Raw genomic sequence first — 26,442 nt, forward strand, 5'->3', positions numbered from 1 at the left:
CGGGGTGCGTCCACCGCTCCCACGGTGACCTCGGTCGGTCGGGCGGTCGACGAGGCGCACCGCCGGGAGTGGGCCAACGTGCTCGCCGCGACGGTCCGCATCACCCGTGACCTGGACCTGGCTGAGGAGTGCGTCCAGGACGCGTACGTCGCCGCGCTCGACGCGTGGACCCGTACCGGCGTACCGAGCAGTCCGGGTGCGTGGCTGACCACCGCGGCCAGGCACAAGGCGCTCGACGCGCTACGCCGGGCCGGCACCCTCCGGTCGAAGCTGCACCTGCTGGTGGAGCCGGTGCAGGCCGAGCCGGAGGTCGCCGACCCGGTCGACCACGACGACCCGCTACGCCTGGTCTTCCTCTGCTGTCACCCCGCGCTGGCGACCGAGGCCCAGGTCGCGCTGACCCTGCGGCTGGTCTGCGGCGTGTCCACCCCGGACATCGCGAGGGCCTTCCTCGTTTCCGAGACGACCATGGCGGCCCGGATCACCCGGGCGAAGAAGAAGATCACCACGGCCCGGATCCCTTTCCGGATGCCCCCGCCGGACGAACTGCCACAACGGCTGGACAGCGTCCTCACCACGATCCACCTGCTTTTCACCACCGGCCACACGGCACCGAGCGGACCCACCCTGACCAGGGACGACATCGCCGGGCGGGCACTCGACCTGGCGCGTCTTCTGCGCGACCTGATGCCGGAGGAACGCGAGGTCCGGGGGCTGCTCGCGTTGCTGTTGGCCAACCATGCCCGTCGGGCCACCCGTACCGGGGTGGACGGGCGCCTGCTGCTGCTCGAGGAACAGGACCGGTCGGCGTGGGACCGGCAGAGCATCGACGAGTCGCACGAACTGGTCCTGGAAGCACTCCAGGGCGGGAGTCCCGGCCGGTTCGCCCTGCAGGCCGCCATCGCGGCCCTGCACGCCGCCGCGCCGACGTACGGCGACACGGACTGGGGCCAGATCCTGGTGTTCTACGACGAGTTGCTGCGGGCGTGGCCGTCGCCGGTGGTGGCGCTCAACCGGGCGGTGGCGGTGGCGATGGTCAGCGGACCGGCGACCGCGCTGGCCGAGGTCGACGCCCTGGACGACAGCGGATCCCTCGCCCGCTACCACTACCTGCCGGCGATCAGGGCCGACCTGCTGCGCCGGCTGGGGCGCAACGCCGAGGCCGCCGCCGAGTACGAGCGCGCCATCGCGTTGACCGACAACAACGCCGAACGGGACTTCCTGACCGGCCGTCTCGCCGAGACCGGACGCTGACCTGACCGGTCCGGTTGCCGCAGCGCTCCGCAGCCGATCGCCAGGCCGCCCCGCTGTACGTCGAACCGGTCGTCCTGGCAACCTCCGCCGGGAAAACGGGCACCACGACCAGCCGCCGATGGTGCATGATCTTGCGGGCACGATCATCGGATCGCGACAACGGGAGAGCGGCGAGCATGACCTGCGCGACATGCGGTGTGGATGACGTCCCCAGCGGTGACGGCCACCGTTGCACGACCGACGTACGTCCGGTGCCGACGTACCGACCGGGCCGGGCGCCACTGAGCTGGCGGGTCCTGACCCTGGCATTCTTCGGTGTCGTCGCCGTGCACCTTGTCGCCACGATCGTCAACATCCTGCTGCTGGTGCAGGACTACCGGATGGTCAGGCGGCTGCAGACCGACCCGGACGGCGTCGATCCCAGCGAGATCACGGACCTGGTGCAGCGCGAGGCCGTTGGCTTTGCCGTGATCCAACTGATCTTCATCGCCTACATCGCCGGCTACGTCGGCTGGTTCGTCCTCAGCCGAAAAACGGTGCAACGGTACGGCCGGGACCACAAGCCGGCGCTCACCCACTGGACCCTCACCGCCTGGCGGGTCGCGATCGTCGCGCTGGTCCTGTTCTCCATCGCCGTCGGCAGCAGGTCCACCCGGGCCGGCGAGGGCATCGACCTCGTCGCCGCCGCCGAAAACGACCGGTACGCGATCCTCGTCACCGCACTGCGGATCCCCATCGTCGGGCTCCTCGTCGCCGGCGTCTGCGTCGTGGCCCGCCGGATAGACACCATGGCCAGGAGCAGCCCGCCGCGCCCCGGCCGCTACCGACCGGAACCCTCCGACCTCGGCGCGTTGGCCCCGTCACCGACCCCGCAGCACCGGCAGGCCGGCGACGACGCCTTCTGGCAGGCGGTCGCGGACGCTACGGCACGATCCGAGGGACCACTACCGCTCCTGGAGGCGTGGGCCGACACGCCGCGCGCCCGTCGCTGGCACCTGCTCACCGATGTGTCCACGATCGCCGCCGTGCGCACCCGGCTGGCGCCGGCCGCCGGGGTGACCGTCTACGGTCAACCGCCGCGCGATCCCGACGAGGTGACGCTGGGGCAGCTCGCCGACGAAGCCCGGCGGTTGCACGACGATCCGTCCTCGGGTGGGGCGGTCGGGCTCATCGAGGAGAGCGCCGGCGGCATGCTGCGCTTCGACCGGCTCACCTCCCAAGCCGCCCTGCTGGGCTGGCTGACCCGCGCCCGTTCGGCCAATCGGGTCGGCGTCTATCCGGCGCACGCCAGCGCCGATCCCGTGGCGCTCAGTCCCGCTGGGACCGGCGCCGGTGTCCCCGCCCCGGGCGGTCAGCAGTAACCCGTCCCCCGTCGAGCAGTCCACGCTTCTTGCAGAGTTCTGTTTATTAATTGCGTCCTGTTGTCAGATTTTCTACGCTCGGCTCCGTGACTGCTCCCCTCGTGGAGGCTGCCGGCCTCGTCAAGCGCTACCCGCCCCGCGACCGTCGATCCACGAGCTTCACCGCGGTCGACGGCATCGACTTCACCCTGCACCGGGGCCAGGCCTTCGGGTTCCTCGGCCCGAACGGGGCCGGCAAGTCCTCCACCATGCGGATGATCGCCTGCGTCTCCCCACCGACCGCCGGCACGCTGCGCGTACTCGGGATGGACCCGCGTACGGACGGGCGCCGGATCCGGGCCCGGCTGGGCGTCGTACCCCAGGACGACGCCCTGGACCGGGAGCTGACCGTACGGGAGAACCTGCTCATCTACGGCCGCTACTTCGGACTGCCGAAACAGGTCATCGCCGAACGTACCGACCGGCTGCTGGAGTTCGCCCAGCTCGACCAGCGCGCGGCGGAACGGGTCGAGTCACTCTCCGGCGGCATGCGGCGACGGCTCACCATCGCCCGGTCCCTCATCAACGAACCGGAGATCCTGCTGCTCGACGAGCCCACCACCGGGCTGGACCCGCAGGCCCGGCACATCCTCTGGGACCGCCTGTTCCGGCTCAAGCAACAGGGGGTGAGCCTGATCCTCACCACCCACTACATGGACGAGGCCGAGCAGCTCTGCGACCGGCTGGTGGTGATGGACAAGGGACGGATCGTGGCGGAGGGCTCGCCCGCCGAGCTGATCGCCACCCACTCGACCCGGGAGGTCCTCGAACTGCGGTTCGGCACCGGCGAACAGGGCACCGCACTGGAGAAACTGCGCAACGAGGGCGTACGCGACCGGCTGGAGGAACTGCCCGACCGGCTGCTCTGGTACACCGGCGAGGGCGACGCCGCGCTGGCCTCCGTACACCGGTTGGGTCTGCGACCGGTCACGGCCATGGTGCGACGGGCGAGCCTCGAGGACGTCTTCCTCGCCCTGACCGGCCGGACCCTGGTGGACTGAGATGGCCACCGAAACCCTCGCCCCGCCGGTCGACGAAGCGACCACCGGCACCGGCATGGCGTTGCGGGCCTACCGGTACTGGACGTTGCGCTACCGGCGGACCTGGCGCGGCACCATCGTCATCAGCGTCGCCAATCCCCTGCTGTTCCTGGTCGCGATGGGGCTCGGACTGGGCCGGCTGATCGGCCCGGACACGGCGGTCCTCGGCGGCGTCGGTTATCTCGCCTTCTTCGCGCCCGGCATGCTCGCCGCGGCGTCGATGCAGAACGGCATCATCGAGGCCGCCTTCCCGGTCGCCTGGAGTCGGCGGCCGGGCGGCGCCTACCCGGTCGCGGCCGGGACACCACTGGAGCCGGAGGACATCCTCCACGGCCACCTGCTGTTCATGACCCTGCGGGTCCTGACGAGCGCCGCCGCGTTCCTGGTGGTGATGGTCGCCTTCGGGGCCGCGATGTCCCCGCTGGTCGCGCTGGCCCTGCCGGCGGCCACCCTGACCGGGATGGCGTTCGCCCTCCCGTCGGCCGCCTGGGCGGTGACGCTGACCGACGTCGGACCGGTCGGGGGCGTCTTCAAGTGGGTCGTCATGCCGCTCTACCTCTTCTCCGGCACCTTCTTCGCGGTCGAGCAGCTACCGGAGGCGCTGCGACCGGTCGTCTACGTCACGCCGCTGTGGCACGGCGTCGAACTGTGCCGCACGCTGAGCCTCGGTACGGCCACCTGGCCGACCAGCCTGGTCCACATCGCCTACCTGGCAGCCCTGACCGGCGTCGGCTACCTCGTCGCCCGCCGCAACTACCGACGTCACCTGCACGCGTAGGGAGCCGACCGTGTCCTCCGCACACCTGATCGTCCTGCGCCACCTGTGGGTGCTGCGCCACGGGCGGCCGTGGAACCTCGTCGTGAACGGCATCTTCGAGCCGTTCCTCTACCTGCTCTCGGTCGGCATCGGCATCGGCCAGCTCGTCGACGACGGCGCGACCGGCGGAGCGACCACCCGGTACGCGGCCTTCGTCGCCCCGGCCCTGCTCGCCACCTCGGCGATGAACAGCGCCGTGAACGAGACCACCAACAACGCGTGGTGGCGGGTACGTTTCGACAAGCTCTACGACGCCATCGTGACCACCCCGATGCGGATCGCCGACATCGCGGTCGGTGAGATCGCCGCCTCGGTGCTCCGCAGCACCCTCTCGGCCACCTGCTTCTTCGTCGTCATCGTCGCGCTCGGCATGGTCCACTCGTGGTGGGCGGTGCTGGCCGTGCCGGCGGCGGTGCTGATCGCCTTCGCGTTCTCCGCCGCCGGGCTCGCCGCGGCGACCTACATCCGCGACCCGCACCACCACCAGTACCTGCAACTGTGCATGCTGCCGATGTTCCTGTTCGCGACGACGTTCTACCCGCTGTCGGTCTATCCGACCGGGGTGCAGCCGGTGGTCGCGGCGCTCCCGCTCTACCAGAGCATCGAGCTGCTGCGGGGACTCACCACGGGTCACCTCGGGCTCGGCATGGTCGGGGCGACCGCGTACCTGCTGGTGATGGGGGTGGGCGGGGTGTGGCTGGCCAACCGCCGGTTGAGCGGGATGCTGCTGACCTGACCTCGGCACCGCCGACCCGTGACCAGGGGAAAGTGGGAGATGCCCGGCTAAACTCGGCGGGAAGTGGTTCTACCCAGGGCAGGTGAGCGCTGATGTCGAGCTGGTACGAGTCCCGGATCGACCGCCAGATCCGCGAGGCGCAGGAGCGGGGCGAGTTCGACAACCTCCCCGGTGCCGGCAAGCCCCTCCCCGATCGCGGCACCCCCTACGACGAGGACTGGTGGATCAAGGCCTGGATCCGGCGGGAGAACCTCACCGGGCTGGCGCCGACCTCGCTGCGGCTGCGCAAGGAAGCCGAAGACCTGGTACGCACCCTGACCGGAAAACCGTCGGAACAGGCGGTACGGGACAGCGTCGCGGATCTCAACGAGCGGATCCGGCGGGCCCGGCAGGGACTGGTCGACGGACCACCCGTACTGCTCGACACCTTCGATCCGGACGAGGTGGTCGAGATCTGGCGGGAGCAGCGGACCCGTCCCGGCGACTCTGCCAGCAAAAATGGTGCAGTTGGCGCCTGACGTCGCAATCCCCTCTTCCGGAACGGCCTTCCCGCCGTTGGCCGCGTACCGTTTCCGCGGTGCGACGCCGTCCCCACGGGCTGATCCCGGTGCTCCTGCTGGCCCTCGCGGTCGGCGGCTGCGGCACTCCGGCACCCCGGCCCGGCGCGGGCGCGGGCGCGGGTTCCGGCTCGGGCGCGACGTCGCCGTCCGGGACGGCGAGCACCGGCACCCCGGCACCACCCGCTTTCAGCTCCGAGATCACCACGGTGACCGCCACCGAACTCGGGGCGAGCTGGCGACCCGGCTGCCCGGTCGGTCCGGCCGATCTCAGAACGCTGAAGCTGAGCTACTGGGGCTTCGACGGCCAGTCCCACCTCGGCACGATCGTCGTGCACCGTACGGTGGCCGACGAGGTTGTCGGCGTGTTCGCCACCCTGTACCGCGAACGGTTCCCGATCCGTCGACTCACCCCGGTCAGCGACTACGGCGGCAGCGACGACCGGTCGATGGCCGACGACAACAGCTCCGGGTTCAACTGCCGGGAGGCGGTGGCCGACGGGCCGACGAAGTGGTCCGCGCACGCGTACGGGCAGGCGATCGACATCAACCCGGTGGAGAACCCGTACCTGGTCGACGGCGACGTGCTGCCGCCCGCGGGCGCCCCGTACGCCGACCGTACGACGGTCGAGGGCGACGGCCTGGCGGTGCCCGGCGGGACGCTGGTGAAGGCGTTCGCCGGGGCCGGGTGGCAGTGGGGCGGCGAGTGGTCGACCGCGCCGGACTACCAGCACTTCAGCCGGACCGGCGACTGAGCCGGGTCCGGCCGCTCAGCGGGAACGGTCGGCACCCGCCTCGGCCAGCGGCGGAGCGAGCCGCCAGCCGCCAGCCACCAGGTCGGCGCAGGCGGACCGGGCCGTGGCGAGACGCACCTCGGGCGGCCCCGTCAGTTCGCGTACGGGCACCCCGGTGTCGCGCAGCACCTCCCGGAACCGCCCGGTCATCCAGGCGCGCAGGTGCTCCCCGTCACGCAGGCCGTCGTCCTCGAACGGCACACCCTCGTGGTCGGTGAGCAGGTAGAGGTCGGGGCGCCGGGCGGCGGCGAGCGTCGCCACGGACGGGGAGCCCAGGTAGCGCTCCTCCCAGACCGCGGTGGCAGCCGCGTCGGTGTCACACACCAGGATCGGTCCGCCGGACCGGGCCGCGTCGTCCTCGGCCCGATTCTGGGTCTCGGCCACCTCGACGAAGTCCTCCCGCGACCAGGTCACGTCGAACACGCTCGCCCCCGGATCGGTACGCCGCAACGCGGTGAGCTTGCGCTGGGTCAGCTCACGGCCGAACTCCGGGACCCAGCGGGTCTGCGTCCAGACGCCGCCGTCACCGCGCAACGCCTCGGCCAGGGCACGGGCCATCGTCGTGGTGCCCGTGGACTCCGCACCGACGACCACCACCCGCCGGGTGAACCAGGCCCGCACCGGCGGGGCCAGGTGCCGCCACTGCGACACCGGGTCCGCCCGCACCTTGGTCCCGGACACCCCGATGGTGCTCCGTGCCTGGTCAACGCAGACGTGGGTGGCGGAGAACCGCCTGGCCAGCTCGTCGCCGTACCGCTCGGAGCTGAACACGGCGTCCACCGGACCGTCGAGCGCGGCCCGGAAGACCTGACAGTGCGCGTCCCAGGCCACCGGGTCGGCGTAGTCGACCGGGTGATCGTCGACGACGCCGACGAACCACACCCACGGCGTGCTCGCGTGCACCTCGCGCAGCCAGTCCAGCCGCAGTTCGAGCGGAATCGACTCCACACTCGACGGTGCCACCACCACGGTCACCCGGTCGCAGGCCGCCGCGGCGGTGGCGATCAGGTGATGGTGGCCGGCGTGCGGCGGGTAGAACTTGCCCACCACCAGACCGTGCCCGAACCGGCTCTCGGCGGCCGGACGGTCGGGGCGGGGCGCAGGTGCGCTCATGCGGTCACCGTGGCGCCCACCGGGCCGGGTCCTGCCGACCGTTCGCGCAGGTCGGCCCGCCATGCCCGCCACCCGAGTCCGCACAGCCCGAGGAATCCGACGTACAGGATCGCGGTCAGCCACAGGCCCTTGTAGCCGTAGAGCGGGATGTAGACCAGGTCGACCGCCGCCCACAACCACCAGCTCTCCACCAGCTTGCGCGCCTGGCCGTACGTCGCGAGCAGGGAGAGTGCGGTGGTGAACGCGTCCGGCAGCGGGACCGTCGAGCCGGTGAAACGATCCAGGAAGAACCAGAGCAGACCGGTGAGCACCACCCCCGCTGTCGCGAGGCCGGTCCACTCGACCCTCGTGGTGGTACGCACCCCGGTCACGCCGTCCCGTCCGGTGCCCCGGGTCCACTGCCACCAGCCGTACCCGCCGAGCACCACGTAGACGATCTGCAGCCCGGCGTCCGCGTAGAGCCCGGCGGACCAGAAGACCACCATCAACAGCAGCACGTTCAGGATGCCGACCGGCCAGTTCGCGACGTGCTGCCGTACGACGAGCAGCACGCAGAGCATCCCGGTGGCGAACCCGAGCAGTTCCGCCCACGAGGTCGGCGCCCCGAACACCGTCACCGCCGGTGAGTTGAGCCAGTCCAGCATCGCCTCGTCCGTCCGCTCGGCAGTGGCCATACGCTAACGGAAGCCGTACGGCGTGCCGCGACAAGCCCTCCCCGTACCGCGCGGTTCCGCGACGGGGCGGACCTTCCTGTCACCGGAACTGATCGCCGGGCTCGGTGCCCAACCGTACGATCTTCGGGTGTCACTCTTCGGCTACTTCATCGTCGCCCGTCACGTACGACCGCTGCCCGAGCTTCCCTCGATCGAACGGCTCTGCCGGGAGAGTGTCGACGGGATCCGTGCCGGCACGGTCGGTGGTCTCCACAGCGATGGCGACTGGCAGTTCCTACAGGTCCTGGACGGTGCCGGGCTGGACGTCGCGGACCTGGTGGCCGAGACGGGCGCGCCGGCGCTGAGCGTTTATGTGATCGAAAGCGCCGTCGGTGTGGTCGGGGGCGCCGCACCGGGCGGCGACGAGTGGTACGGCTGCCTCAACCCGGCGGACGCCGTCAGGGCGTTCGACATGCCATCCGAACTCGCCGGTTCGGTCGAGCAGACAACCGGGTACGCGGTCCGCTGGGCGGAGTCAGCGGGCCGGACGGCGGATCCGGTAGCGGTCGCCGCAGCGGTCGATGGGGGTGTCGGTCCCTTCGGCGAGGGAGTGAGATCCTTTGTCGACGGTCTCGGGTTCCGCTTCGGCTTCGTCACGGCCGAAATGGGAAGGAAGACGTCATGACCGACACACCGAGCCGGGAGGCTCTGCTCGACCACCTGGTCACGACCCGGATCGCCGGACGGGTCGCCACCCCGCGCGACAACAACCTCGACCATTTCCGGCGGATGAGCAAGCGCCAACCGCTCTACCTGTTCGGGCTCGAACCCGTGGGCACCTGGACGCCGGCCGAGGTACTGGCACTCATGGTGGAGCGTTGCGGAGTCTCCCCCGACGTCGGACACGTACGCGGCGACGACACCATCGACCCCGAGCGCACGGTCGAGCGGCTGGAGGCGATGGCCGTGCTCGTACGCGACGCCGCCCGGCAGCGGCAACGGGTGCTGGTCGCGACCGGACATCCACACGGGGTGATGTCCATCCACCGCGCGCTGGCGCGGGCACTGCGTACGGCGGGCTGTTCGCTGCTCTCGGCGGCGGCGGGCTGGGCGCACCCGGACGAGCCGTCCTACCGCAGCCCGCACCGGTCGATCCGGTTCCTCGACGACGTCGCCGTGCTGACCGACTCCTCCGGTCGGCCGAAGCACACCCATTCCCCGCTGCCGATGGTGGCCATCCTGGAGGCGCTGGAGACCGCCGGCCAGCCGCTGCCCGAACTGGTCATCGGAGACCACGGGTGGGCCGGTGCGGCCGCGCAGGCCGGGATAGCCACGGTCGGTTTCGCCGACTGCAACGACCCCGCGCTGTTCGTCGGTGAGGCGGAGGGCCGGGTACGGGTGTGCGTGCCGCTGGACGACAACCTCGATCCGGGCCTCTACGCGCCGCTGACCGCGTACCTGCTGCACCACGCGGGCCTGGACGGCTGAAGCCGGCCGGTCTTCTTCGACGCGCCGCTAGACGGCGTCGGCGGGGCGGCGGGCCACGTCCCGGGCGATCTCGGCGACGATCTCCCCGTCCTCGTCCGGTTCCTGCTCGACGAAACCAACCGACGCATAGAGCCTGCGGGCCGTGACGTTCGACTGGTCGACGGAGAGTCGGACGGCTGGACAGTCGGGGCGCTCCATCAGCCAACGCACCAGGCTCAGCACGGCGGCGCGGCCCAGCCCCCTGCCCTGCTGCCCCGCGTCGACGAGCATGCCGCCGAGCCAGTAGGTCAGGTCGTCGTTGTCATGCCCCCACATCAGGTGACCGACCACCTCCTCGTCCGCGTAGACGGCGAGCGACCGCCACACCCCCTCACGCATGCTGAGCAGCAGGTATCGGGCTGCCGACGGCGCGACGAAGGCGCGCTGCTCGTCGAGCGGCACGACGTCGGCAACCGCGCGCCAGTTCTCGTCGTCGACCGGCCGCAGTGTGACCCGCCGGTCCGCTCGGTCCGTCAACCCGTAGTCGATCAAGTCCGTGCTCATCCCGGTAGCCTTCCACGCCGCGGATCGGTTTACCGAGCCGAAAAGAGATCGAAAACTCGCCGCAGCGACGACGTTGCGATGATCTTGGCGGGCCGCCAGCCGGCGCCCAGCGGGCATCTCAGCGCGGTGCCCATTCCTGGCACAAGACAGGAGCCCTCAGCACATGCCCGACAAGTTAGACACCTCCCCGAAGGCCGCGGATCCGAACGACGACCACCGGACCGGGTTCAGCCGACGGATGTTCCTCGGCAGCGGCGCGGCGGTGGCCGGCGCGACGGTGACCACCCTCGCCGTCGCGGAGCCCGCGGCAGCGACCCGCAACGAGCACGACGAACTACTCGACTCGCTGCCCTCGGTACGCGACATCCCCCGCCGGGCCAGGATCGTCGACTACGAGATCGCCGAACTGATCGTCCTGCTCCGCGCCAACCGGCTGACCTCGGTCGAGCTGACCAGGGCGTACCTGGAGCGGATCGACCGGCTCAACGGCCCGTTCGAGGTCTACGGCGACAACGGCGGTTACAACGCGTTCGTACGGATCGACCGGGTGGGCGCACTCGGTCAGGCCGCGGCGGCGGACAAGCTGCTGCGCAAGGGTTCGCGCTCGGCGCCGCCGCTGTGCGGCATCCCGTTCGGGATCAAGGACTCGGTCGGCGTACGCGGGCTGGAGGCCAAGAACGGGACGCACGCGTACGACGGGAACGTGGCGTACCGCGACTCCACGGTGGTCGCCAAGTTGCGAGCGCAGGGCGCGGTGATCATCGGCCACACGATCGCCTCGGCGTTCTCGGGCTCGATCTCCGGCACCTTCGCCGGCAACGCCTGGAATCCCCGCTTCATCCCGGGCGGGTCGAGCCAGGGTTCCGGCGTCGCCACCGCCGCCCGGTTGGCGGCGGCAACCATCGGCGAGGAGACCGGTGGCTCGATCATGATGCCGGCCTCGGCGAACGGCGCCAGCGCCATCAAACCGTCGCTCGGCCTCGTCTCGACCGCCGGGGTGATGCCCCTGTCCCCCGGGTACGACGTGCTCGGACCGATCGCCCGCTCCGTCCGGGACGCCTCCCTGGTCCTGGCCGCGATCCTCGGCCCCGACCCGGCACCCGACCCGCTCACGCTGTCCGCCCCGAACCCGTTCCCCGCGCTCCCGGTCGCCGCGCGCAAGGGCAGGTCCCCACTGGCCGGCGTCACCATCGGCATCCCGCAGACCGACTGGATGACCCGCGGTGGAACCGGCACCGCCCCGGCCGAGACCTACGACGCCGACTACCGGGCGGCGTTCGAGCGGTTCAAGCAGGAGCTGGTCAGGCTCGGTGCGCGGGTCAAGGAGTTCCCCGGCCTGGACGTCACGGTGCCCGAGAACGACCCCTACTTCCGTACGCCGGACCGGTTGCCGGTGCCGGTGGGTGCCCCGGTGTCACCGGCGACCGCGGTGCTCAGCCCCAACCGGTACGAGATCCGCTACTGGCAGGCGGTACAGGCGTTCGCCGACTCCCATCCGGCGAACGCAGAAGCGCTCCGGCGCCAGTTCGGTGACTTCGCCGCGGCTGCGGCCACGGCCGGTTCGATCCCCGCCTCCGTACGCGACGAGGGCGAACGCCGTCGCCGCGTCCTGCAGGCCAACTACCAGCGGGCGCTGGACGAGGCCGGGGTCGACTTCATGCTGGTGCTGCCGATCGGCGCCCGGATCGGGCCACGCTCCGGCGGGACCCAGTTGTCGAACTACCGCACCTTCTACCAGCTTCCGAATGCGCTGACCTGGCCGATGGTCTCGTTCCCGATCGGGTACGACGGCACCGAGGGCCTTCCGATCAACGCCGCCTTCTGGGGTCCGCGGTTCTCCGAGCCGACCCTGGTCCAGGCCGCGATCGACTACCAGGACCGGTACCCCTCGTACCACCGGGCGGCACCGCCGGACCCGACCTTCGAAGCCCAGCGCAGCCGGGGGCTGTCGCCCTCGGAGGAGGTCGTACCGCCGGAACTGTCGAACGATCCACTGGTGGCCGAGCGGGCCTGGTCATGACGGCCACCGGTCCGTTCCTGACCGTCGAGTGGCAGCCGCTGCTCAACGCCGGTCTGCCACTGCGCGAGCCGGACGACGAGCCGGCACCCGTACTCACCGTGGAGTGGGGGCCCAAGCTCGGCACGAGCTACTACGCGTACGCCGACGACCTCTCCGGGGAGTCGCCGCACCACTGATCCGACGAACAGGTACGGCGGCGGCCCGGTCCAACCAACGGACCGGGCCGCCGTCGTACCCCCGAACGGGGCGGCTGCCGCCCGTTTCGACCACTTTTAGGGTGTTTCACCCCCTATATACATCGTACTTTCGGCTAGCTTCCGGCTGACTAAACAGGTTATGGTGGCTGCACTGATCGGCCCTAAGCGAACAACCGGTCAGCTCACAGCAACACCGAACGACCTACAACGAACTTTTGTGCAGCACTTGTCTTGTCCGCGGACGAGGTGCAGGGAGGACCACCATGACCGCGTCAACCACCACCGAGCAGGACACCACCACAGCGGTAGCCGCCAAAGCAGCGCCGAAGCTCGACCCGAACGCGCTCACCGACTCGGCCACCGACCTGCTCCTCGCGATGACCGCCCTACCGGCGAAGCACCCCTCCCGCGCCGCCCTGCGCGACCGGGCCATCGAAGCCTGGCTCCCCCTGGCCAACCACCTCGCCCACCGCTACGGCGGACGCGGCGAACCCACCGACGACCTCACCCAAACCGCCGCCATCGGCCTCATCAAAGCCATCGACAAATTCGACCCCACCCGCGGCGTCGACTTCGCCGGCTACGCCATCCCCACCATCATCGGCGAACTCAAGCGCCACTTCCGCGACCGCACCTGGGACATCCGCGTCCCCCGCCGCCTCCAGGAACTCCGCCTCAGCATCAGCGAAGCCAACAGCACCCTCCTGCAAACCCTCGGCCGCTCCCCCACAGTCGCCGACATCGCCACCCACCTCAAAGTCACCGAGGAAGAAGTCCTCGAAGGCCTCGAAGGCGCCCGCGCCTACAACGCCGTCTCCCTCTCGACCCCCACCGGCGACGGCGAACGCGCCACCGAACTCGGCGACATGCTCGGCGGCGAAGACCCCGACTTCGAACAAGCCGAACTCCGCATCGCCCTCGGCCCCGCACTCGCCACCCTCGACGAGCGGGAACAGAAGATCCTCACCCTCCGCTTCTACGGCAACCTCACCCAATCCCAGATCGCCGACCAGATCGGCGTCTCCCAGATGCACGTCTCCCGCCTGCTCACCCGCGCACTGACCAAACTCCGCGGACAGCTCAGCGAGACCTACTGAGCCTCGAGGGAGGGTCCGGTACAGCGAGACGCCGGATGTCAGGGGCCGGGCCATATTGGCCCGGCCCCTGACGCGTCGGTTCGCGACGTGATCGAACCCCGCGCCGTACGGCCGGTGTCCGGTATCGCCGTCATCGGTCCCGGTCGGCCGCGGTACGTCGTTTGCGTTCCCGGGCGGCGCGCAGGTTCGCGACGTTGCCGCACGTGCTGACGTCGTGCCACACACCGCTGCGGTTACGCGACGCGTCGTAGAACGCCGTACGGCAGGTCTCGTTGCGGCACAGCTTGATCCGGGACCAGGTGTCGGACTGTTGGGCGAGCAGCGTCTCCGACCAGAGGGCTGACGCAAGCCACTCGGTGCCCCGCCCACTCGGTACGGGTCGCACCATCCCGTCCTCGCCCGGCACGAGGGTCACCGCGACACCGGGCGTCGCCCCGGACGGAAGTTCGCCACCCTCGATCAGCCGCTCGAACGTCGTACGCAGCCGACGCAGGGCAGCGGCGTCCTCGTCCGACAGGTCACCGTCCGGAACGGCGACTCCCCGGACCGACGCCCAGTGGCGGACGCTCCGGTCCCACCACTCCTGCGCGTGCCCGCGCCCGGACAACAGATCCGGCGCGCCGTCCAGGGCACGCGTATTGATCAGATCCTGGATCAGCGCGGCACCGGTGTCGGCCGCGCGCAACCCGTACCGGCCGGTCGCCATCCATGACATAACCCAACACTAGTTGGTTCTGTCGTGGAGTGCTAACGTTCCTTCCTGACAGAGTCAAACGGATTTTGGTTCTGTCAGGTCCGGGCGCCGGTCTCGCGCACCCGACCCATCCCTCCACCAGCGAAGGAACAGCGATGAAGATCCAGGACTCCGTGGTGTTTGTCACCGGCGGTAGCCGCGGCCTCGGCAAGGCTCTGGTCGACGAGGTGCTCGCGCGCGGCGCGGCCAAGGTGTACGCCACCGCCCGCGACCCGAAGACGATCACCAACCCGAACGTCGTCCCGCTCCGGCTCGAACTGAGCGATCCGGCCTCGGTGGCCGCCGCCACGGCGCAGGCGTCGGACGTCAATCTTCTGATCAACAACGCCGGCGTCACCCTCGGCGCGAACTACCTCAACGGCGACCTGGCGGAGATCCGGCGGGAGATCGAAATCAATTTCTACGGACCGCTGCAGGTGATCCGGGCCCTCGCCCCCCGGCTCATCGCGAACGGCGGCCATCTGCTCAACATCCACTCGGCGCTGTCCTGGTACGCGGCCTTCGGCGCGTACGGGGCGTCCAAGGCGGCGCTGTGGTCGATGACCAACGGCCTGCGGCAGGACCTGCACCCGCACGGTGTCGGCGTCACCGGGCTGCACGCCGGCTGGATCGACACCGACATGGCGGCCCGGTGGGCGGCACCGGACGCTCCCCGGTCCGCCCCGGCGGACGTGGCCCGGCAGGCGATCGACGGCGTCGAGGCGGGCCGGCACGAGGTGCTCGCCGACGACTGGTCCCGGACGGTGAAGAGCGGCCTGGCGGCGGACATCACCACGCTCTACCCGCACCTGGCCGACCACGCCTGAGCTGGCCGAGCCGGAGAAGCCGGGCAGTCACGGTGGTCAGCGCACCTCGCGGCCGTTCGGGTAGTCGAGGTCCAACCGCCGTACGACGTAGTCCCCCAGCGAGGTCGCGCGTGGGATGTCCGGATCATCGGTCGGACCGGCGGGCGGGTAGCTCGTCACCCGGAGTTGTTCGACGAAGGCGGACAGCGGCGCGCCTGCCCGCAGACCCGTGGTGAGCGCGATGGACAAGGCGTCAGCCATGCCCCCGAGGGTGGAGCCCTGCTTGTCCACCGACAGGTGGACGTCGCTCAACCGGCCGTCGGCGAGCGCGGCCGTGACCAGGTGCCCCTCGGTGCCGTCCACGACAAAGCCGACGGTCGCTCCGGACCGTCGGCGCGGAACCGGCACCCTGGCGTCGACCTGCACATCTGTCATGGAATCCCCCTCGACGGCCCGCGCGGGCTGGCACCCGCCCCGATCCGCCAAACCGTAGGTGGCCCGGGGGCCGACCACCAGCACGACACGGCACCCATTCGTACACGTGAACGAATGGGTGCCGTGCTTCGGGTCCACACCGGCGGTGCCGGGTACGGGCGGTCACGCCCGCACCCGGCACCGGTCGGTCAGAGCTCCCTGACCCTGACGTTGCGGAAGTCGATCAGGTCGTTGGTGCCGTGGTTCTGCAACCCGACGTACCCGCTGAGGAACTGCCGCAGATCGGTCGACGGGTCGCCCTGGCGGGACGACTGCTTGCCGGGTGTGTTGTCGAACTCGCTGATCACCACACCGTTGCGGATCATCGTGTAGTGCTGGCCGACCACGCGGATCTCGTAGTCGTTCCACTGGTTCTTCGGGGTCACCCCGGCCTTGTCCAGGGTGTTCGGCGAGAAGTTGTAGACCGAGCCGGTCTTCTGCGGCTCACCGGTCTCGCCGTCGTAGATCTGGATCTCGTGACCGCAGTAGATCGCTACCCAGGCCTGCGAACTGCGGGCCGACCCGACCGTGCCGCAGCTACCCGGCGGGCGCTGGTCCAGCGGGGTCCTCGGGTCCGGGAACCGGACGAAGACTCCGGTGTTGGCGCGGACGTTCTCCGGGGAGACGTCCCGGAACTGAACCTTGATCGAGTAGTCCGCGAACTGCTGGTCGGCGTACCACAGCATGCCGAGGCCACCGGAGCTGCGGATGGAGCCGTCGGGACGCAGCGAGAACGACCCGCTGGGCGCCTGACGCCAGCCGGCGAGCGACTTCGCCGAACCGTCGAAGATCGGCTCGTACCCGTTGGTGACACCGATCGGGGACTGTGCCCCGGCCCGGCGTAGCTTCGTCACCTCACGGTTGTCGATGACGTGCGCCGCGCTCAGTTCGGCGAGGACGGCATCGAGGTGGCTGACGAACGCACCCTTGTTCGGCCAGGTGGTCTCGTCGTCGATCAGATCGTTGATCGTGCAGCCACCGCCGGCCTGACGGTTGGCCACACCGGTGTCCGTGTCGAGCATCCAGACCGTCGGCCGGGCGTCGGCCGCGGCACAACCGGCGTTGACGTCGATCTTCCCGGTGACAACCTCGCCGTCGGCGTACGTCACCTTGACCGTCGCCTGGAAGGTGCCGTACCGCTTGTAGGTGTGCGTCGGGTGGGCCTGGGTCGACACCTTGCTGCCGTCGCCGAAGTCCCACTCCCAGGCCACGCCGCCGACCTTCGCGGCCGAGAACGCGACCGTACGGGGCTGGCTCGGTGTGACCGACTGCGCCTCGGCCAGGCTCGGGTTCGGGGTGGCCTGACCACCCTGGTAGGTGATCCGGATCAGCTTCTGGTTCTGGTGCAGGCTGAAGAAACCACCGGCGTAGTCGAGCAGGTACAGCGCGCCGTCGGGGCCGAACTTCGCGTCCATCCAGGACTGGAGCTGGGTGGTGCCGTTACCGCCCTGGATGATGCTGCGCAGGTCCTCGGCGAAGGCCGGGGCGCCCGCCTGTTCGACCTTGGTCGGGTCGACGGTGACGGCGATCCGGTTGTTGGAGTTGGACTGGTCACCGATGAACCACTTGTTGTCCCAGTACGCCGGCCACGCGACGCCACTGTTGACGTCGACCTTCGAACGCTGGTAGGTCGGGCCGTCCATGATGGCCTGACCGCCACCGCTCAGGTACGGCTGGGTGTAGGTCGTCTGGCTGGTGACGTACGTCGGCAGGCCGCTGCCGTCGGTGCGCTTCGGGAAGACCGGGCCACCGCCCTGGGGCGAGTACCAGATCATGTTGTCCCGGGCCGGCGGGATGTTGACCAGACCGGTGTTGCGCGGCGACTCGTTCTTGAGGTTGTCGCAGTCGTACCAGCCGGTCAGGACCGTGGCGTCGGTGGTGCTGCGGTCCCGGTACGGCTGCCGGTTACCCATGCAGTACGGCCAGCCCTGGTTGCCCGCCGAGGTGATGATCGTGGCGGTCTCGTACTTCGCCGGACCCAGCTCCGGGCTCGGCGCACCCGCGTCCGGGCCGACCCACGCGGCGGTGAGCCAGTCGTTCACCGGGTCCCAGGCGATCCGGGCGATGTTGCGTACGCCCATCACGTAGATCTCCGGACGGGTCTTGCCGCCGCCCTGCTCCTCGCCGGTGAAGAGGTTGCCCTCGGGGATCGAGTAGGTCCCGTCCGCCTCCGGGTGAATACGGATGATCTTGCCGTTGAGGTCGTTCGTGTTACCCGAGGTACGGCGGGCGTCCTGGAACGAGGTGCCCGCGTACTCCTGGGTCCAGTTGTTGCCGGAGTAACCGTCCGAACCGCCGGAGGAGTTGCTGTCACCGCTACCGATGTAGAGGTTGCCGGACTCGTCGAAGGTCATCCCGCCACCGGCGTGGCAGCAGCTGTGGATCTGGGTGTCCCAGTGCAGCAGGTCCTTGCGGGTGCCCTGGTCGATCGACTGCTGGGCGTGGTTGTACGTGAACCGGGAAACCGTACGCTGACCGATCCGCTTCTCCCGGTCGATCGACTCGTGCGGCATCCAGTAGACGTAGAACCAGCCGTTCTCCGCGAAGTTGGGGTCGAGCGTGATGCCGACCAGGCCCTCCTCGTTCTTGACCAGTTCGCTGCCGCTGCCCCGGTTGCCCATCACCTTGAGCGTGGTCAGCAGCTTGACCTGCTTGTTCTTCGGGTCCCACTGGTGGATGGTGCCGCAGCCCAGGCCCACGTTCGGGTTGGCCCAGTCGGTGACCGGCCCGGTCGCGCAGGCGGCCTTGCCGATGTAGAAGACCTTGCCGTCGGGGGCGATGGTCAGGCCGTGCGGCTCGCCGATCTGGTCGAGCTGACCGGACTGGTTCGTCGCGGTCAGCCGCTCGATCTTGTAGTTCGAGGCGATGGTGGCCTGGCAGTCACCGCGTACCAGGCCGGTCGTCCACTGGAGGGCGCCGAGCAGGTGGCTGCGGAACTGCGCGTCGGTGGTGTAGCTGGCCTCGGTACGGCCCATGCCGGTGTAGAACGACCGGCCCCCGTCGTAGTCGCGGCACCAGGAGATCGGGTGGAACGCGCCGTTGCCGGCCAGCCCCGGGTTGTACGACTTCTCCTGCACCTGGGCGATCGTGTGGACCCGACCGACCGGGCTCGGGTTCCAGTTCATCCACTGGTCCGAGCGGGTCCAGTTGAGCGGCAGACCCTTGTTCGCCGGGTGCTGCCGGTCGACGACGTCCACCACCGCCTGCTGCACCGTGTTCTCCGGCGCCGGCCCGGCGTTCGGGCCGATCAGCCAGATCTCGGCGAGCTGGATCAGCGGCTCACCGCTGTTCGCGGTGATGTTCAGCCGGTAGTGCTGGTACGGCGTGGTGTTGGTGAACGTGTACTGCTTGGTCTGGAACCGCCCGGAGAACGTCTCCCCGCTGCGGGTGTCCAGGGTCGTCCAGGAGTTGCCGTCGGTCGACCCCTGGAGGGTCCAGTCCCTCGGGTCGCGTCCCTGGAAGTCGTTTGCCGACGTCAGGGCGTACTGGGCGACCGCCTTCGGTTCGGCGAGCTTCGCGGTGACCCACGCCGCCGGCGTACGGACCAGCCACTTGGTGCCGGTCAGCCCGTCGATCAGGTTCGCCTCGACCTCGCTCGGCGGGTTGCTGCCACTGGCGGTGACACTCTGGATCTTCTCCGCGTTCGGCAGGCTCGCCGCCGGGCGGGTGCCGATGAGGCCGGTGAACCACTCCGAGGTGGGCTGCGCGCGGGCGGCGTCGTGGATGCCGACGAAGCCGCCGCCACCCTTGACGTACGCCTGGAACGCCGCCTCCTGCGCGTCGTTCAAGGTCACCCCGTTGGCCGACAGGAACACCACGCTGCGGTAGCGGTCCAGGTTCTCCGGGGTGAACACCGACGGGTCGTCGGAGTCGTGGACGAAGAAGCCGTTCTCGCTGCCCAGCTTGCGGATGGTGTTCACGGCCTTGACGACCGGGTCGTCCTGGGACGCGGCCGGCCCGTGGAACACCAGCACGTTGACCACCTGGCTACCCCAGGCGGGGGCGACAGCCGACCCGCCCACGCCCGGGTCGGGCGCCGCCGACACCGGTGTGGTCAGCAGGCCGAGCGTGAGCAGGGCACCCGACGTCAGGGCGACCGCGCGACGGAACGGTCCGGCGCCGGGACGCCGCGACCGCAGTACGCGGGCAGGTACGGGTGGCAGGGGGTCGGCGGGGTCGGAACGGAGTCGTCCGACCGATCGGGACAGCTGGAAATGGCGTTGGGCCATTTCTCCTCCTCCAGAGGTACGGAAAGTCCTTCGGGTGGTGGGAAAGCCGGTCGTGGTTGGGAACCGGTGCGACGGAGCCGCCGGTCAGCGATGGTTGGCGTGGGCGGCCGGCGCGGCGGCACCCTGGGCCGGTGCCGGGGCACCCTGCGCCGCAGCGGCACCTTGCGCCGGCGCTACGGGGGCACCCTGCGCCGGTGCGGTCGGCATCGAATTACCGTGCGGCGGCATCGCCCCGTTCTCGTCGAGGACGTGCAACGTCGTCGCCATGCCCAGGTCGGAGTGGAACTGCATGTGGCAGTGCAGCATCCAGTGACCCGGCCCGACCGAGTCGCCGGCGACGAACTGCACCCCGAAGGTGTCACCGGGCCCGAGGGTCTTGTTGTCGATGACCGGTATCGAGTCGACGAGGGCCTTGTTCTCCCCCGCCACCATGCCGGTCCGGGTGTCCGCCCAGGAGTGCCCGTGCACATGGAACGTGTGCATGTCGTTGCCGAGTCCGATCACGATGAACTCGACCCGCTCCCCGAGCTTGGCGACCAGGCAGGTCGGACCGGGCACCGGGTTCACCGGATCGCAGGTGTCCGCGTCCGCGCTGCGCCGCAGGTTGATGGTCTGCCGGTCGCCGAAGGCCGTCACATAGGTCCGGTCCGGCCTCGGGTCACCCTGCCGGCGTACCACGAGACCGCCGAACAGCCCGGAGCTGAGGCCCTGGGTGCCGTGCGGTCCGCCGACCACGTGGTCGTGGTACCACCAGTAGCCGGCCGTGCCCTGCGAGGTGGCGCTGCGGGGCTTGGCGAACCAGATGTACGTACGCGAGCCGCCCGGCGGCACGAAGGAGTTGCTGTGCGCCGTACCGTCGGACATCTGGGTGTACTTGACCCCGTGCACGTGCAACGAGACACCGATCGGGTGCGCCGGGTCGGTACGCAGTGCCTCCAGGGTCGCCGCCGGCACCTGGTTGTGCACGGTGATCGCCAGGCACTCACCCTCGATCATCTCCATCGTCGGCCCCGGGTAGGAGGCCGTCTCCGGTGTGAGGCCGTAACCGAGCCGGACCTGGTTGGTCACCGGATCCTTCGGCAGTTCCACCGCGTACATCTGGATCCGGCGGTCCGGGGCGATGCAGCCCTCGGGCCGCTCGGCCGACCGGACTGCGGCGACGCCGGCACCGGCGGCCAGCTCGGCCGGGCGCTCGGTGGTGCCACCGGCGAGGGCCAACCCACCGGCGCCGACGAGCGTCGCCACCAGGACCCCCACCACCATCACCGCACGGCCCGCGCTCGACCCGAGGAACCGGACCGGCGACGCCGGACGGCCCTGCGGAACGTCGGCCGGTGGCGGCTGCACAAACTCACCTGTGTCGTTCAATTCCCTGTCCAAGGTTCTATCCAATCGCTGCGCCTACCACCGTCGACGGCGGCGGAAGGGGAGAGGACGGCGTGCGGTACCGGCGTCACGGGGTCAGCGGGGCGATCCGGATGTTGCGGAAGCTGGCGATGTCGGCGGCGCCGTGGTTCTGCAGGCCGACGTAACCGGTCGCGTTCTGGCGCCCGGCACCGCCGGGATCGTCCGACCGCGGCGGGTCGAAAACAGCTCCGGGTACGTTGACGTACTCGTTGATCAGCACACCGTTGCGGAACACGGAGTAGTGCTGGCCGACAACACGGATCTCGTAGTCGTTCCAGGTGCCCTTCGGGGTGACCTGTGCGCCGTCGAGGTCGACCCGGTCGAAGCCGTACACCGATCCGCTCTTGTACGCGTCGCCGTCGGTCCGGTCGTTGATCTGGAGTTCGTGGCCGTACTTGATGGCCACCCACTCCGGCCGGGACTCCGTCGGGTGCTGGTGCACCTGCGGGAAGCGGACGAAGACCCCGCTGTTGGCGCGTCCGTCACCGGGGGCGTCGTCGCGCCACTGGAGCTTCAGCGAGAAGTCGCCGTAGGAGCGGATGGGGAACCAGAGCATGCCCAGACCGTCGACGGAACGGCTGGTGATCGACCCGTCGGCGTTGCGGCCGAAGCCACCCGCGCCGACCTGCTCCCACTGCTTGAAGGAGGCGACCGAGCGGTCGAGCAGCGGCTGGTAGCCCGCCTTGTCCTCGGCCTTGCCGACACCGGAGTCGCCGGCCGTGCGGATCAGGATGTTGTGTTCCTTGAGCAGGATGAGACCCCGGTGGTACAGGCGCTCGGCGACCGCGCGTACGTGGTCGACGAACTCGGCGTGGGTCGCCCAGGCCCGCTCGTCCTCGATCAGGTCGTTGATCGAGCAGCGGCCCTCGACGACCCGGTTGGTCACGCCGCTGTTCAGGGTGCCGGTCCAGACCGTCGGCCGGGTGTCGGTCACCCGGCAGACCGGCGCGGGCGGTGCGCTCTCCACGACCGTGAAGGTGGTCGACGCGGTGCCGGAGGTGTTACCCGCCCGGTCGGTGGCCCGGTAGCTGACCGTGTGCGCACCGACGGTGTTGACCGTGAGCGGCCCGGAGTAGACCGTGTAGCCCCGCCCGTCGAGGGCGTACTCGAGGCGGTGGACACCGGACTCGGTGTCGGCGGCGGTGAGCGTGACGGTGGCACTGCCGACGTACGCCCAGCTTCCGTTCTGCTGACCGGTGATCGCGGCGGTCACGGTGGGCGCGGTGGTGTCCGGGTTCGGCGGCGTCACCACGGTGAACGCGACCGACTTCGGGGTGGAGATGTTGCCGGCGACGTCGGTGGCCCGGTACGCGACCGTGTGCTGGCCGGGCTGGTTGACCGTCACCGGGGCGGTGTACTCCGCGTACGCCTGCCCGTCGAGGGAGAACTCGACCAGGTCGACACCCGACTCGGCGTCGGTGGCGGTCACGGTCACCGTGGCGGCACCGACGTAGGCACCGGCGCTGTTCTGCGTACCGGTGACGGCGGCCGTCGCGTCCGGAGCGGTGGTGTCGGGGTTCGGCGCCCCGACGACCTGGAAGGCGGCGGACCCGACCGGTGAGGTGTTGCCCGCCACGTCGGTCGCCCGGTACGTGACCGTGTGCTGGCCCGGGGTGTTGACCGTCACCGGGGCGGTGTACTCGGCGTACGCCTGCCCGTCGACGGCGTACTCGATCCGCTCGACGCCCGACTGGGTGTCGGTGGCGGAGACGGTCACGGTCGCGGCACCAATGTAGGCGCCGTTGCCGTCGCGGTCACCGGTGACACCGGCGCTCACCGTCGGCGGGGTGGTGTCCGGATCCGACGTGCCGGCCACGGTGAAGGCGACCGACTGCGGAGCCGAGGTGTTGCCGGCCCGGTCGGTGGCCCGGTAGTTGACCGTGTGCTCACCCGGCTGGTGCACCATGACCGGCGCGCCGTACGCGGCGTACGCCGCACCGTCGAGGGAATACTCGACCAGTTCGACACCGGACTCGGCGTCGGTGGCCGAGATCGTCACCGTCGCCATGCCGACGTACGCGCCGTCCTCGTTCCGGTCACCGGTCACCGCGGCGGTCGCCGTCGGTGCGGTGGTGTCCGGGTCCGGGGTACCGACCACGGTGAACGCGGTCGACTGGACCGGAGAGGTGTTGCCCGCCACGTCGGTCGCCCGGTACGTGACCGTGTGGGCGCCGACCGCGCTCACCGCGACCGGCGCGGTGTACGCGGCGTACGCGGCACCGTCGAGGGAGTACTCGACCAGTTCGACGCCGGACTCGGTGTCGGTGGCGGACAGGGTCACCGTCGCGGTGCCGACGTACGCACCGTCCTCGTTCCGGTCACCGGTCACCGCGGCGGTCACCGTCGGTGCGGTGGTGTCCGGGTCCGGCGGGGCCACCACCTCGAACGCGGTCGACTGGACCGGTGAGGTGTTGCCCGCCACGTCGGTGGCGCGGTAGCTGACCGTGTGCTCGCCGGGGGCGTTGACCGTCACCGGACCCGAGTACGTGCCGTACGGGCCACCGTCGAGCGCGTACTCCACCCGGCCGACGCCCGAGCCGCTGTCGGTGGCCGAGAGGGTCACCGTGGCGGCGCCGACGTACGCACCGTCCTCGTTCCGGTCACCGGTCACCGCGGCGGTCACCGTGGGCGGGGTCGTGTCCTCGCTCCCACCGGTGACGACGAGCAGCCCGGTCATGGCGCCGTGTCCGGGGATGGCGCAGAAGTACCGGTAGGTGCCGGGGGTGAGCGTCACGTCGACGGTCCACCGGCCCTGGTTGCTGTCGAACGGGTCGGCGAGGATGTTCACGTTGACGTCGCTGTTGTACGCCGGGTTGCCCGTGTCGAACGTGAGGGTGTGCTGCATACCGGTCGTGTTGCCGGTCGCGGCGCTGTTCTCGAAGACGAGGGTGGTCGCACCCGCGACGGCGGTGGTGGGTACGGAGGCGTACGCCTGGAAGTTGTTGTTCGCCGTCCAGGTGAGCACCTGGGCCTGTAGTTGCGGGGCCGACGCGAGGGTGCCGGGCGTGCCCGAGGCGGTGTCGACCGGCTGGGCGTTCACCGGAACCGAGGCCAGTGTGGAGCTGACGAGGAGGACGGCCGCTGCCGCAAGCACCGTCATCGGGCGGCGGAGCCGACCCGTGGTGCGCCGGGTGAGCCGGCGCAGGCGACTTGGCGAACCGCGTCGCACAGGGATAGTTGGCATGTCGCGTGTGCCTTTCGCGAGTCTTCCTTGAACTTTCGGTTTCCCGTCGGGGTTTCCGCGAGGGTCGATGGATGCCATGGCGGCAGACGGCAGCCTCGTCCGGCCCGCGCTGCTGCACCGGCGTGGCGGAGGCCACCCGGTCCGACATGTGGGCACACGAGTCTGAGGTCTGGGACGGACTGGACGTTGGTCGAGGTCGGACCCGCGACCGGCCGGGGGCCGTCCGCGCGTCACCGGGCGTGGAGGAATGGCGTGGTAGCGGGCGTGGCGCGCACCGCCGCGCCGGTTCGGTCTGCGGGCAACACCGACCTCGGGGAGTGCCTCTCCCCTGGTCGGACGGTGAGCTAACCGCGCCGCCGGTTACCTCGACGAAACATCTTGATGTTGACCGACACTAACGGGCTTGGCATCAGCATGTCTACATCTTTCGACAGGATTGGCCGCACTTTCATCCGCTGCGACAAAAGACCCCTGGTTGATCACTTGCAACCCCCTCCGAACAACTGACCGCGAGCCTCGGGTCGCACCGCGCGACGACCCGAGCCCGCGCAGACATGACCGGATCCGGCCGCCGAGATCAGAAGTAGGTGTGCAGGACGTCCACGATGGTGTGTCCATCGTCGACAACCGGGATGGACCGCCACTTGTCGAACGCCGTACACGGGTGGGAGATCCCGAAGCAGACCAGGTCGCCGGGGGCGACCTCCACACCGGGCGCCACGTCGAGGTAGGTGTGGTGGTCGTTGAGGCGGGTCACACCCAAGCCGGTGGCGGGGCCGACCGCGCCGGATCGACGCCGGATCCGCAGCGGCACCGGCAACCCCTCGTCGTACGGGGCGTCGCGCTTGCCCATCCCCACGATCGCCAGCCCCGGCTCCGGGGTGGAGGTCACCTGTGCCCAGAGCTCCAACGCCGGATCCAGGGCGGCGTCGCCCGGCAGGCGGCGGAACGGGGTGCGGTCGGCGTAGAAGCCGTGGTCGTGGGTGACCGAGGCGCCGCTGCGCAGGACCACCCGGAGTTGGTGACCGGGCAGCCAGCCGCCGCCGAGCCGATCCGCCACGACGTCGAAGTACGCGCTGCCGCCGGCACTGACGATCACCTCGTCGGCGAGCAGTCCCCGCCCGGCCAACTCGGTGACCGCCTCCCTGGTCCGGTCCAGGTACGCCGCCACCGAGGTCACGTCCTGCAGGCCACCCTCGTACGCGGTGACGCCGTCGAGACGTACCCGGGGTGCGGCGGCAGCCGCCGCGGCGACCTCGACGACCTGCTCGACCGTGCGGCACCCGGTACGCCCACCGGGATGCCCGAGCTCGACCAGGACCCGCAGGGGTGTGCGACCGGGGTGGTCCGCGAGTGCATCGCCGATCGCCTCGACACCGGCGACCGCGTCCACGAAGATCAGCGCCTCGAAACCGAGGTCGAGTTCACCCGCCAGCCAGCGCAGCGGCACCGGGTCCAGCAGCTGGTTGGCCAGGAGGACCCGGGGCAGCCCGAAGGCGCGGCCGGCGAGCAGTTGGTTGGCGGTGGCCACGGTGATCGCCCAGGCGCCGGCGGCCAGCTGCGCCGCGAACAGGGACGGCGCCATGGTGGTCTTGCCGTGCGGGGCGAACAGGAAGCCGTGCCGGGCACAGAAGGCGGCCATGGTCGCGATGTTGTGGTCGATCGCGTCCCGGCGGGCGACCAGCACCGGCCAGGTGACCGCGCCGTCGAAGAGGTGGCGGCCGGCCGCGACGAACTCGGTGTCGGGCACCGGTGGGCCGGGTTGCCAGAACCCCTTCGCCCGCCAGTCGAGGGCTCGCTCGTCGAACGGGTCGTGCCGCACGGGCCCTCCCACAGGTTCGGATGTGGCTCGCTGATGGACGCACAGCCTGCCCGATCAGGCCCGCACCGTCAACGGGTT

General features: G+C 70.3%; 22 protein-coding genes. 13 read left to right on the forward strand and 9 right to left on the reverse strand.

Annotated elements, in window-relative coordinates; all coding sequences use genetic code 11:
- Window positions 1-78: 78 nt before the first annotated feature.
- The 7 genes from OIE47_RS36920 to OIE47_RS36950 all read left to right on the forward strand — a co-directional run bounded on the left by OIE47_RS36920 (window position 79) and on the right by OIE47_RS36950 (window position 6,559).
- Complete coding sequence (locus OIE47_RS36920; protein WP_326563340.1) at window positions 79-1,254, forward strand: RNA polymerase sigma factor; 1,176 nt, start codon at window positions 79-81, stop codon at window positions 1,252-1,254.
- Window positions 1,255-1,505: 251 nt separating this feature from the next.
- On the forward strand, window positions 1,506-2,615 hold the full coding sequence (locus OIE47_RS36925) for a hypothetical protein (protein ID WP_326559191.1): 1,110 nt from the start codon (window positions 1,506-1,508) through the stop codon (window positions 2,613-2,615).
- A gap of 86 nt (window positions 2,616-2,701) precedes the next feature.
- Window positions 2,702-3,655: an ABC transporter ATP-binding protein gene (locus OIE47_RS36930; protein WP_326559192.1), complete on the forward strand. Its 954-nt coding sequence runs from the start codon at window positions 2,702-2,704 to the stop codon at window positions 3,653-3,655.
- 1 nt (window position 3,656) lies between these two features.
- Window positions 3,657-4,472, forward strand: coding sequence for an ABC transporter permease (locus OIE47_RS36935; RefSeq protein ID WP_326559193.1), 816 nt, complete (start codon window positions 3,657-3,659; stop codon window positions 4,470-4,472).
- Between the two features lie 10 nt (window positions 4,473-4,482).
- Window positions 4,483-5,247: an ABC transporter permease gene (locus tag OIE47_RS36940; RefSeq protein ID WP_326559194.1), complete on the forward strand. Its 765-nt coding sequence runs from the start codon at window positions 4,483-4,485 to the stop codon at window positions 5,245-5,247.
- A 92-nt stretch (window positions 5,248-5,339) separates the two neighbouring features.
- Window positions 5,340-5,765, forward strand: coding sequence for a J-domain-containing protein (locus OIE47_RS36945; RefSeq protein ID WP_326559195.1), 426 nt, complete (start codon window positions 5,340-5,342; stop codon window positions 5,763-5,765).
- Window positions 5,766-5,824: 59 nt separating this feature from the next.
- A complete protein-coding gene (locus OIE47_RS36950) occupies window positions 5,825-6,559 on the forward strand; it encodes a M15 family metallopeptidase (protein WP_326559196.1) in 735 nt (244 codons plus the stop codon).
- 15 nt (window positions 6,560-6,574) lie between these two features.
- On the opposite strand, the gene OIE47_RS36955 is transcribed toward OIE47_RS36950, so the two are convergent.
- The gene (locus tag OIE47_RS36955) at window positions 6,575-7,711 is read right to left on the reverse strand and encodes an AAA family ATPase (protein WP_326559197.1); all 1,137 of its coding nucleotides are present in this window, start codon (window positions 7,709-7,711) and stop codon (window positions 6,575-6,577) included.
- Window positions 7,708-8,385: a nicotinamide riboside transporter PnuC gene (gene pnuC / locus OIE47_RS36960; RefSeq protein WP_326559198.1), complete on the reverse strand. Its 678-nt coding sequence runs from the start codon at window positions 8,383-8,385 to the stop codon at window positions 7,708-7,710. The genes OIE47_RS36955 and pnuC overlap by 4 nt, the downstream gene beginning before the upstream one ends.
- Window positions 8,386-8,512: 127 nt before the next feature.
- Between pnuC and OIE47_RS36965 the strand changes: the two genes are divergently transcribed.
- Entirely contained in the window at window positions 8,513-9,049 is a 537-nt protein-coding gene (locus OIE47_RS36965) for a hypothetical protein (RefSeq protein WP_326559199.1), read from the forward strand.
- Window positions 9,046-9,852 (forward strand): phosphatase, encoded by an 807-nt coding sequence (locus tag OIE47_RS36970; protein WP_326559200.1) that lies wholly within the window; start codon window positions 9,046-9,048, stop codon window positions 9,850-9,852. The genes OIE47_RS36965 and OIE47_RS36970 overlap by 4 nt, the downstream gene beginning before the upstream one ends.
- Before the next feature lie 27 nt (window positions 9,853-9,879).
- Here OIE47_RS36970 and OIE47_RS36975 read toward each other — a convergent pair whose 3' ends face one another.
- Window positions 9,880-10,395 carry a GNAT family N-acetyltransferase gene (locus OIE47_RS36975; RefSeq protein WP_326559201.1) on the reverse strand — a complete coding sequence of 172 codons (516 nt, stop codon included), beginning with the start codon at window positions 10,393-10,395 and terminating at the stop codon, window positions 9,880-9,882.
- A 163-nt stretch (window positions 10,396-10,558) separates the two neighbouring features.
- Here OIE47_RS36975 and OIE47_RS36980 point away from each other — a divergent pair, with 163 nt between their 5' ends.
- The 3 genes from OIE47_RS36980 to OIE47_RS36990 all read left to right on the forward strand — a co-directional run bounded on the left by OIE47_RS36980 (window position 10,559) and on the right by OIE47_RS36990 (window position 13,709).
- Complete coding sequence (locus OIE47_RS36980) at window positions 10,559-12,415, forward strand: amidase (protein WP_326559202.1); 1,857 nt, start codon at window positions 10,559-10,561, stop codon at window positions 12,413-12,415.
- Window positions 12,412-12,591 carry a hypothetical protein gene (locus OIE47_RS36985; RefSeq protein WP_326559203.1) on the forward strand — a complete coding sequence of 60 codons (180 nt, stop codon included), beginning with the start codon at window positions 12,412-12,414 and terminating at the stop codon, window positions 12,589-12,591. Before OIE47_RS36980 ends, OIE47_RS36985 begins: the two co-directional genes overlap by 4 nt.
- Before the next feature lie 284 nt (window positions 12,592-12,875).
- Complete coding sequence (locus tag OIE47_RS36990) at window positions 12,876-13,709, forward strand: SigB/SigF/SigG family RNA polymerase sigma factor (protein ID WP_326559204.1); 834 nt, start codon at window positions 12,876-12,878, stop codon at window positions 13,707-13,709.
- A 130-nt stretch (window positions 13,710-13,839) separates the two neighbouring features.
- On the opposite strand, the gene OIE47_RS36995 is transcribed toward OIE47_RS36990, so the two are convergent.
- Window positions 13,840-14,424: a CGNR zinc finger domain-containing protein gene (locus tag OIE47_RS36995; protein WP_326559205.1), complete on the reverse strand. Its 585-nt coding sequence runs from the start codon at window positions 14,422-14,424 to the stop codon at window positions 13,840-13,842.
- 134 nt (window positions 14,425-14,558) lie between these two features.
- Here OIE47_RS36995 and OIE47_RS37000 point away from each other — a divergent pair, with 134 nt between their 5' ends.
- Complete coding sequence (locus OIE47_RS37000; protein ID WP_326559206.1) at window positions 14,559-15,269, forward strand: SDR family oxidoreductase; 711 nt, start codon at window positions 14,559-14,561, stop codon at window positions 15,267-15,269.
- Between the two features lie 36 nt (window positions 15,270-15,305).
- Here the strand turns inward: OIE47_RS37000 and OIE47_RS37005 are convergent, their stop codons facing one another.
- The 5 genes from OIE47_RS37005 to OIE47_RS37025 form a co-directional block, all read right to left on the reverse strand.
- On the reverse strand, window positions 15,306-15,683 hold the full coding sequence (locus tag OIE47_RS37005; RefSeq protein WP_326559207.1) for a TSCPD domain-containing protein: 378 nt from the start codon (window positions 15,681-15,683) through the stop codon (window positions 15,306-15,308).
- 188 nt (window positions 15,684-15,871) lie between these two features.
- On the reverse strand, window positions 15,872-19,951 hold the full coding sequence (locus tag OIE47_RS37010) for a ThuA domain-containing protein (protein WP_326559208.1): 4,080 nt from the start codon (window positions 19,949-19,951) through the stop codon (window positions 15,872-15,874).
- Window positions 19,952-20,035: 84 nt separating this feature from the next.
- Window positions 20,036-21,298: a multicopper oxidase domain-containing protein gene (locus OIE47_RS37015; RefSeq protein ID WP_326559209.1), complete on the reverse strand. Its 1,263-nt coding sequence runs from the start codon at window positions 21,296-21,298 to the stop codon at window positions 20,036-20,038.
- 106 nt (window positions 21,299-21,404) lie between these two features.
- The gene (locus OIE47_RS37020; RefSeq protein WP_442792028.1) at window positions 21,405-24,542 is read right to left on the reverse strand and encodes an OmpL47-type beta-barrel domain-containing protein; all 3,138 of its coding nucleotides are present in this window, start codon (window positions 24,540-24,542) and stop codon (window positions 21,405-21,407) included.
- 577 nt (window positions 24,543-25,119) lie between these two features.
- A complete protein-coding gene (locus OIE47_RS37025; protein ID WP_326559211.1) occupies window positions 25,120-26,364 on the reverse strand; it encodes an alanine racemase in 1,245 nt (414 codons plus the stop codon).
- Between the last annotated feature and the right edge of the window lie 78 nt (window positions 26,365-26,442).

The sequence above is a fragment of the Micromonospora sp. NBC_01796 genome, assembly GCF_035917455.1.
GTDB lineage: Bacteria > Actinomycetota > Actinomycetes > Mycobacteriales > Micromonosporaceae > Micromonospora_G.

Excerpts from the sequence above, each read along its gene's own strand:
- OIE47_RS36935 (WP_326559193.1), top strand. The coding sequence starts at position 3,657 with ATGGCCACCGAAACCCTCGCCCCGCCGGTCGACGAAGCGACCACCGGC.
- OIE47_RS36945 (WP_326559195.1), top strand. The coding sequence starts at position 5,340 with ATGTCGAGCTGGTACGAGTCCCGGATCGACCGCCAGATCCGCGAGGCG.
- OIE47_RS36955 (WP_326559197.1), bottom strand. The coding sequence starts at position 7,711 with ATGAGCGCACCTGCGCCCCGCCCCGACCGTCCGGCCGCCGAGAGCCGG.
- pnuC (WP_326559198.1), bottom strand. The coding sequence starts at position 8,385 with ATGGCCACTGCCGAGCGGACGGACGAGGCGATGCTGGACTGGCTCAAC.
- OIE47_RS36970 (WP_326559200.1), top strand. The coding sequence starts at position 9,046 with ATGACCGACACACCGAGCCGGGAGGCTCTGCTCGACCACCTGGTCACG.
- OIE47_RS36975 (WP_326559201.1), bottom strand. The coding sequence starts at position 10,395 with ATGAGCACGGACTTGATCGACTACGGGTTGACGGACCGAGCGGACCGG.
- OIE47_RS36980 (WP_326559202.1), top strand. The coding sequence starts at position 10,559 with ATGCCCGACAAGTTAGACACCTCCCCGAAGGCCGCGGATCCGAACGAC.
- OIE47_RS36985 (WP_326559203.1), top strand. The coding sequence starts at position 12,412 with ATGACGGCCACCGGTCCGTTCCTGACCGTCGAGTGGCAGCCGCTGCTC.
- OIE47_RS36990 (WP_326559204.1), top strand. The coding sequence starts at position 12,876 with ATGACCGCGTCAACCACCACCGAGCAGGACACCACCACAGCGGTAGCC.
- OIE47_RS36995 (WP_326559205.1), bottom strand. The coding sequence starts at position 14,424 with ATGTCATGGATGGCGACCGGCCGGTACGGGTTGCGCGCGGCCGACACC.
- OIE47_RS37000 (WP_326559206.1), top strand. The coding sequence starts at position 14,559 with ATGAAGATCCAGGACTCCGTGGTGTTTGTCACCGGCGGTAGCCGCGGC.
- OIE47_RS37005 (WP_326559207.1), bottom strand. The coding sequence starts at position 15,683 with ATGACAGATGTGCAGGTCGACGCCAGGGTGCCGGTTCCGCGCCGACGG.
- OIE47_RS37010 (WP_326559208.1), bottom strand. The coding sequence starts at position 19,951 with ATGGCCCAACGCCATTTCCAGCTGTCCCGATCGGTCGGACGACTCCGT.
- OIE47_RS37020 (WP_442792028.1), bottom strand. The coding sequence starts at position 24,542 with ATGCCAACTATCCCTGTGCGACGCGGTTCGCCAAGTCGCCTGCGCCGG.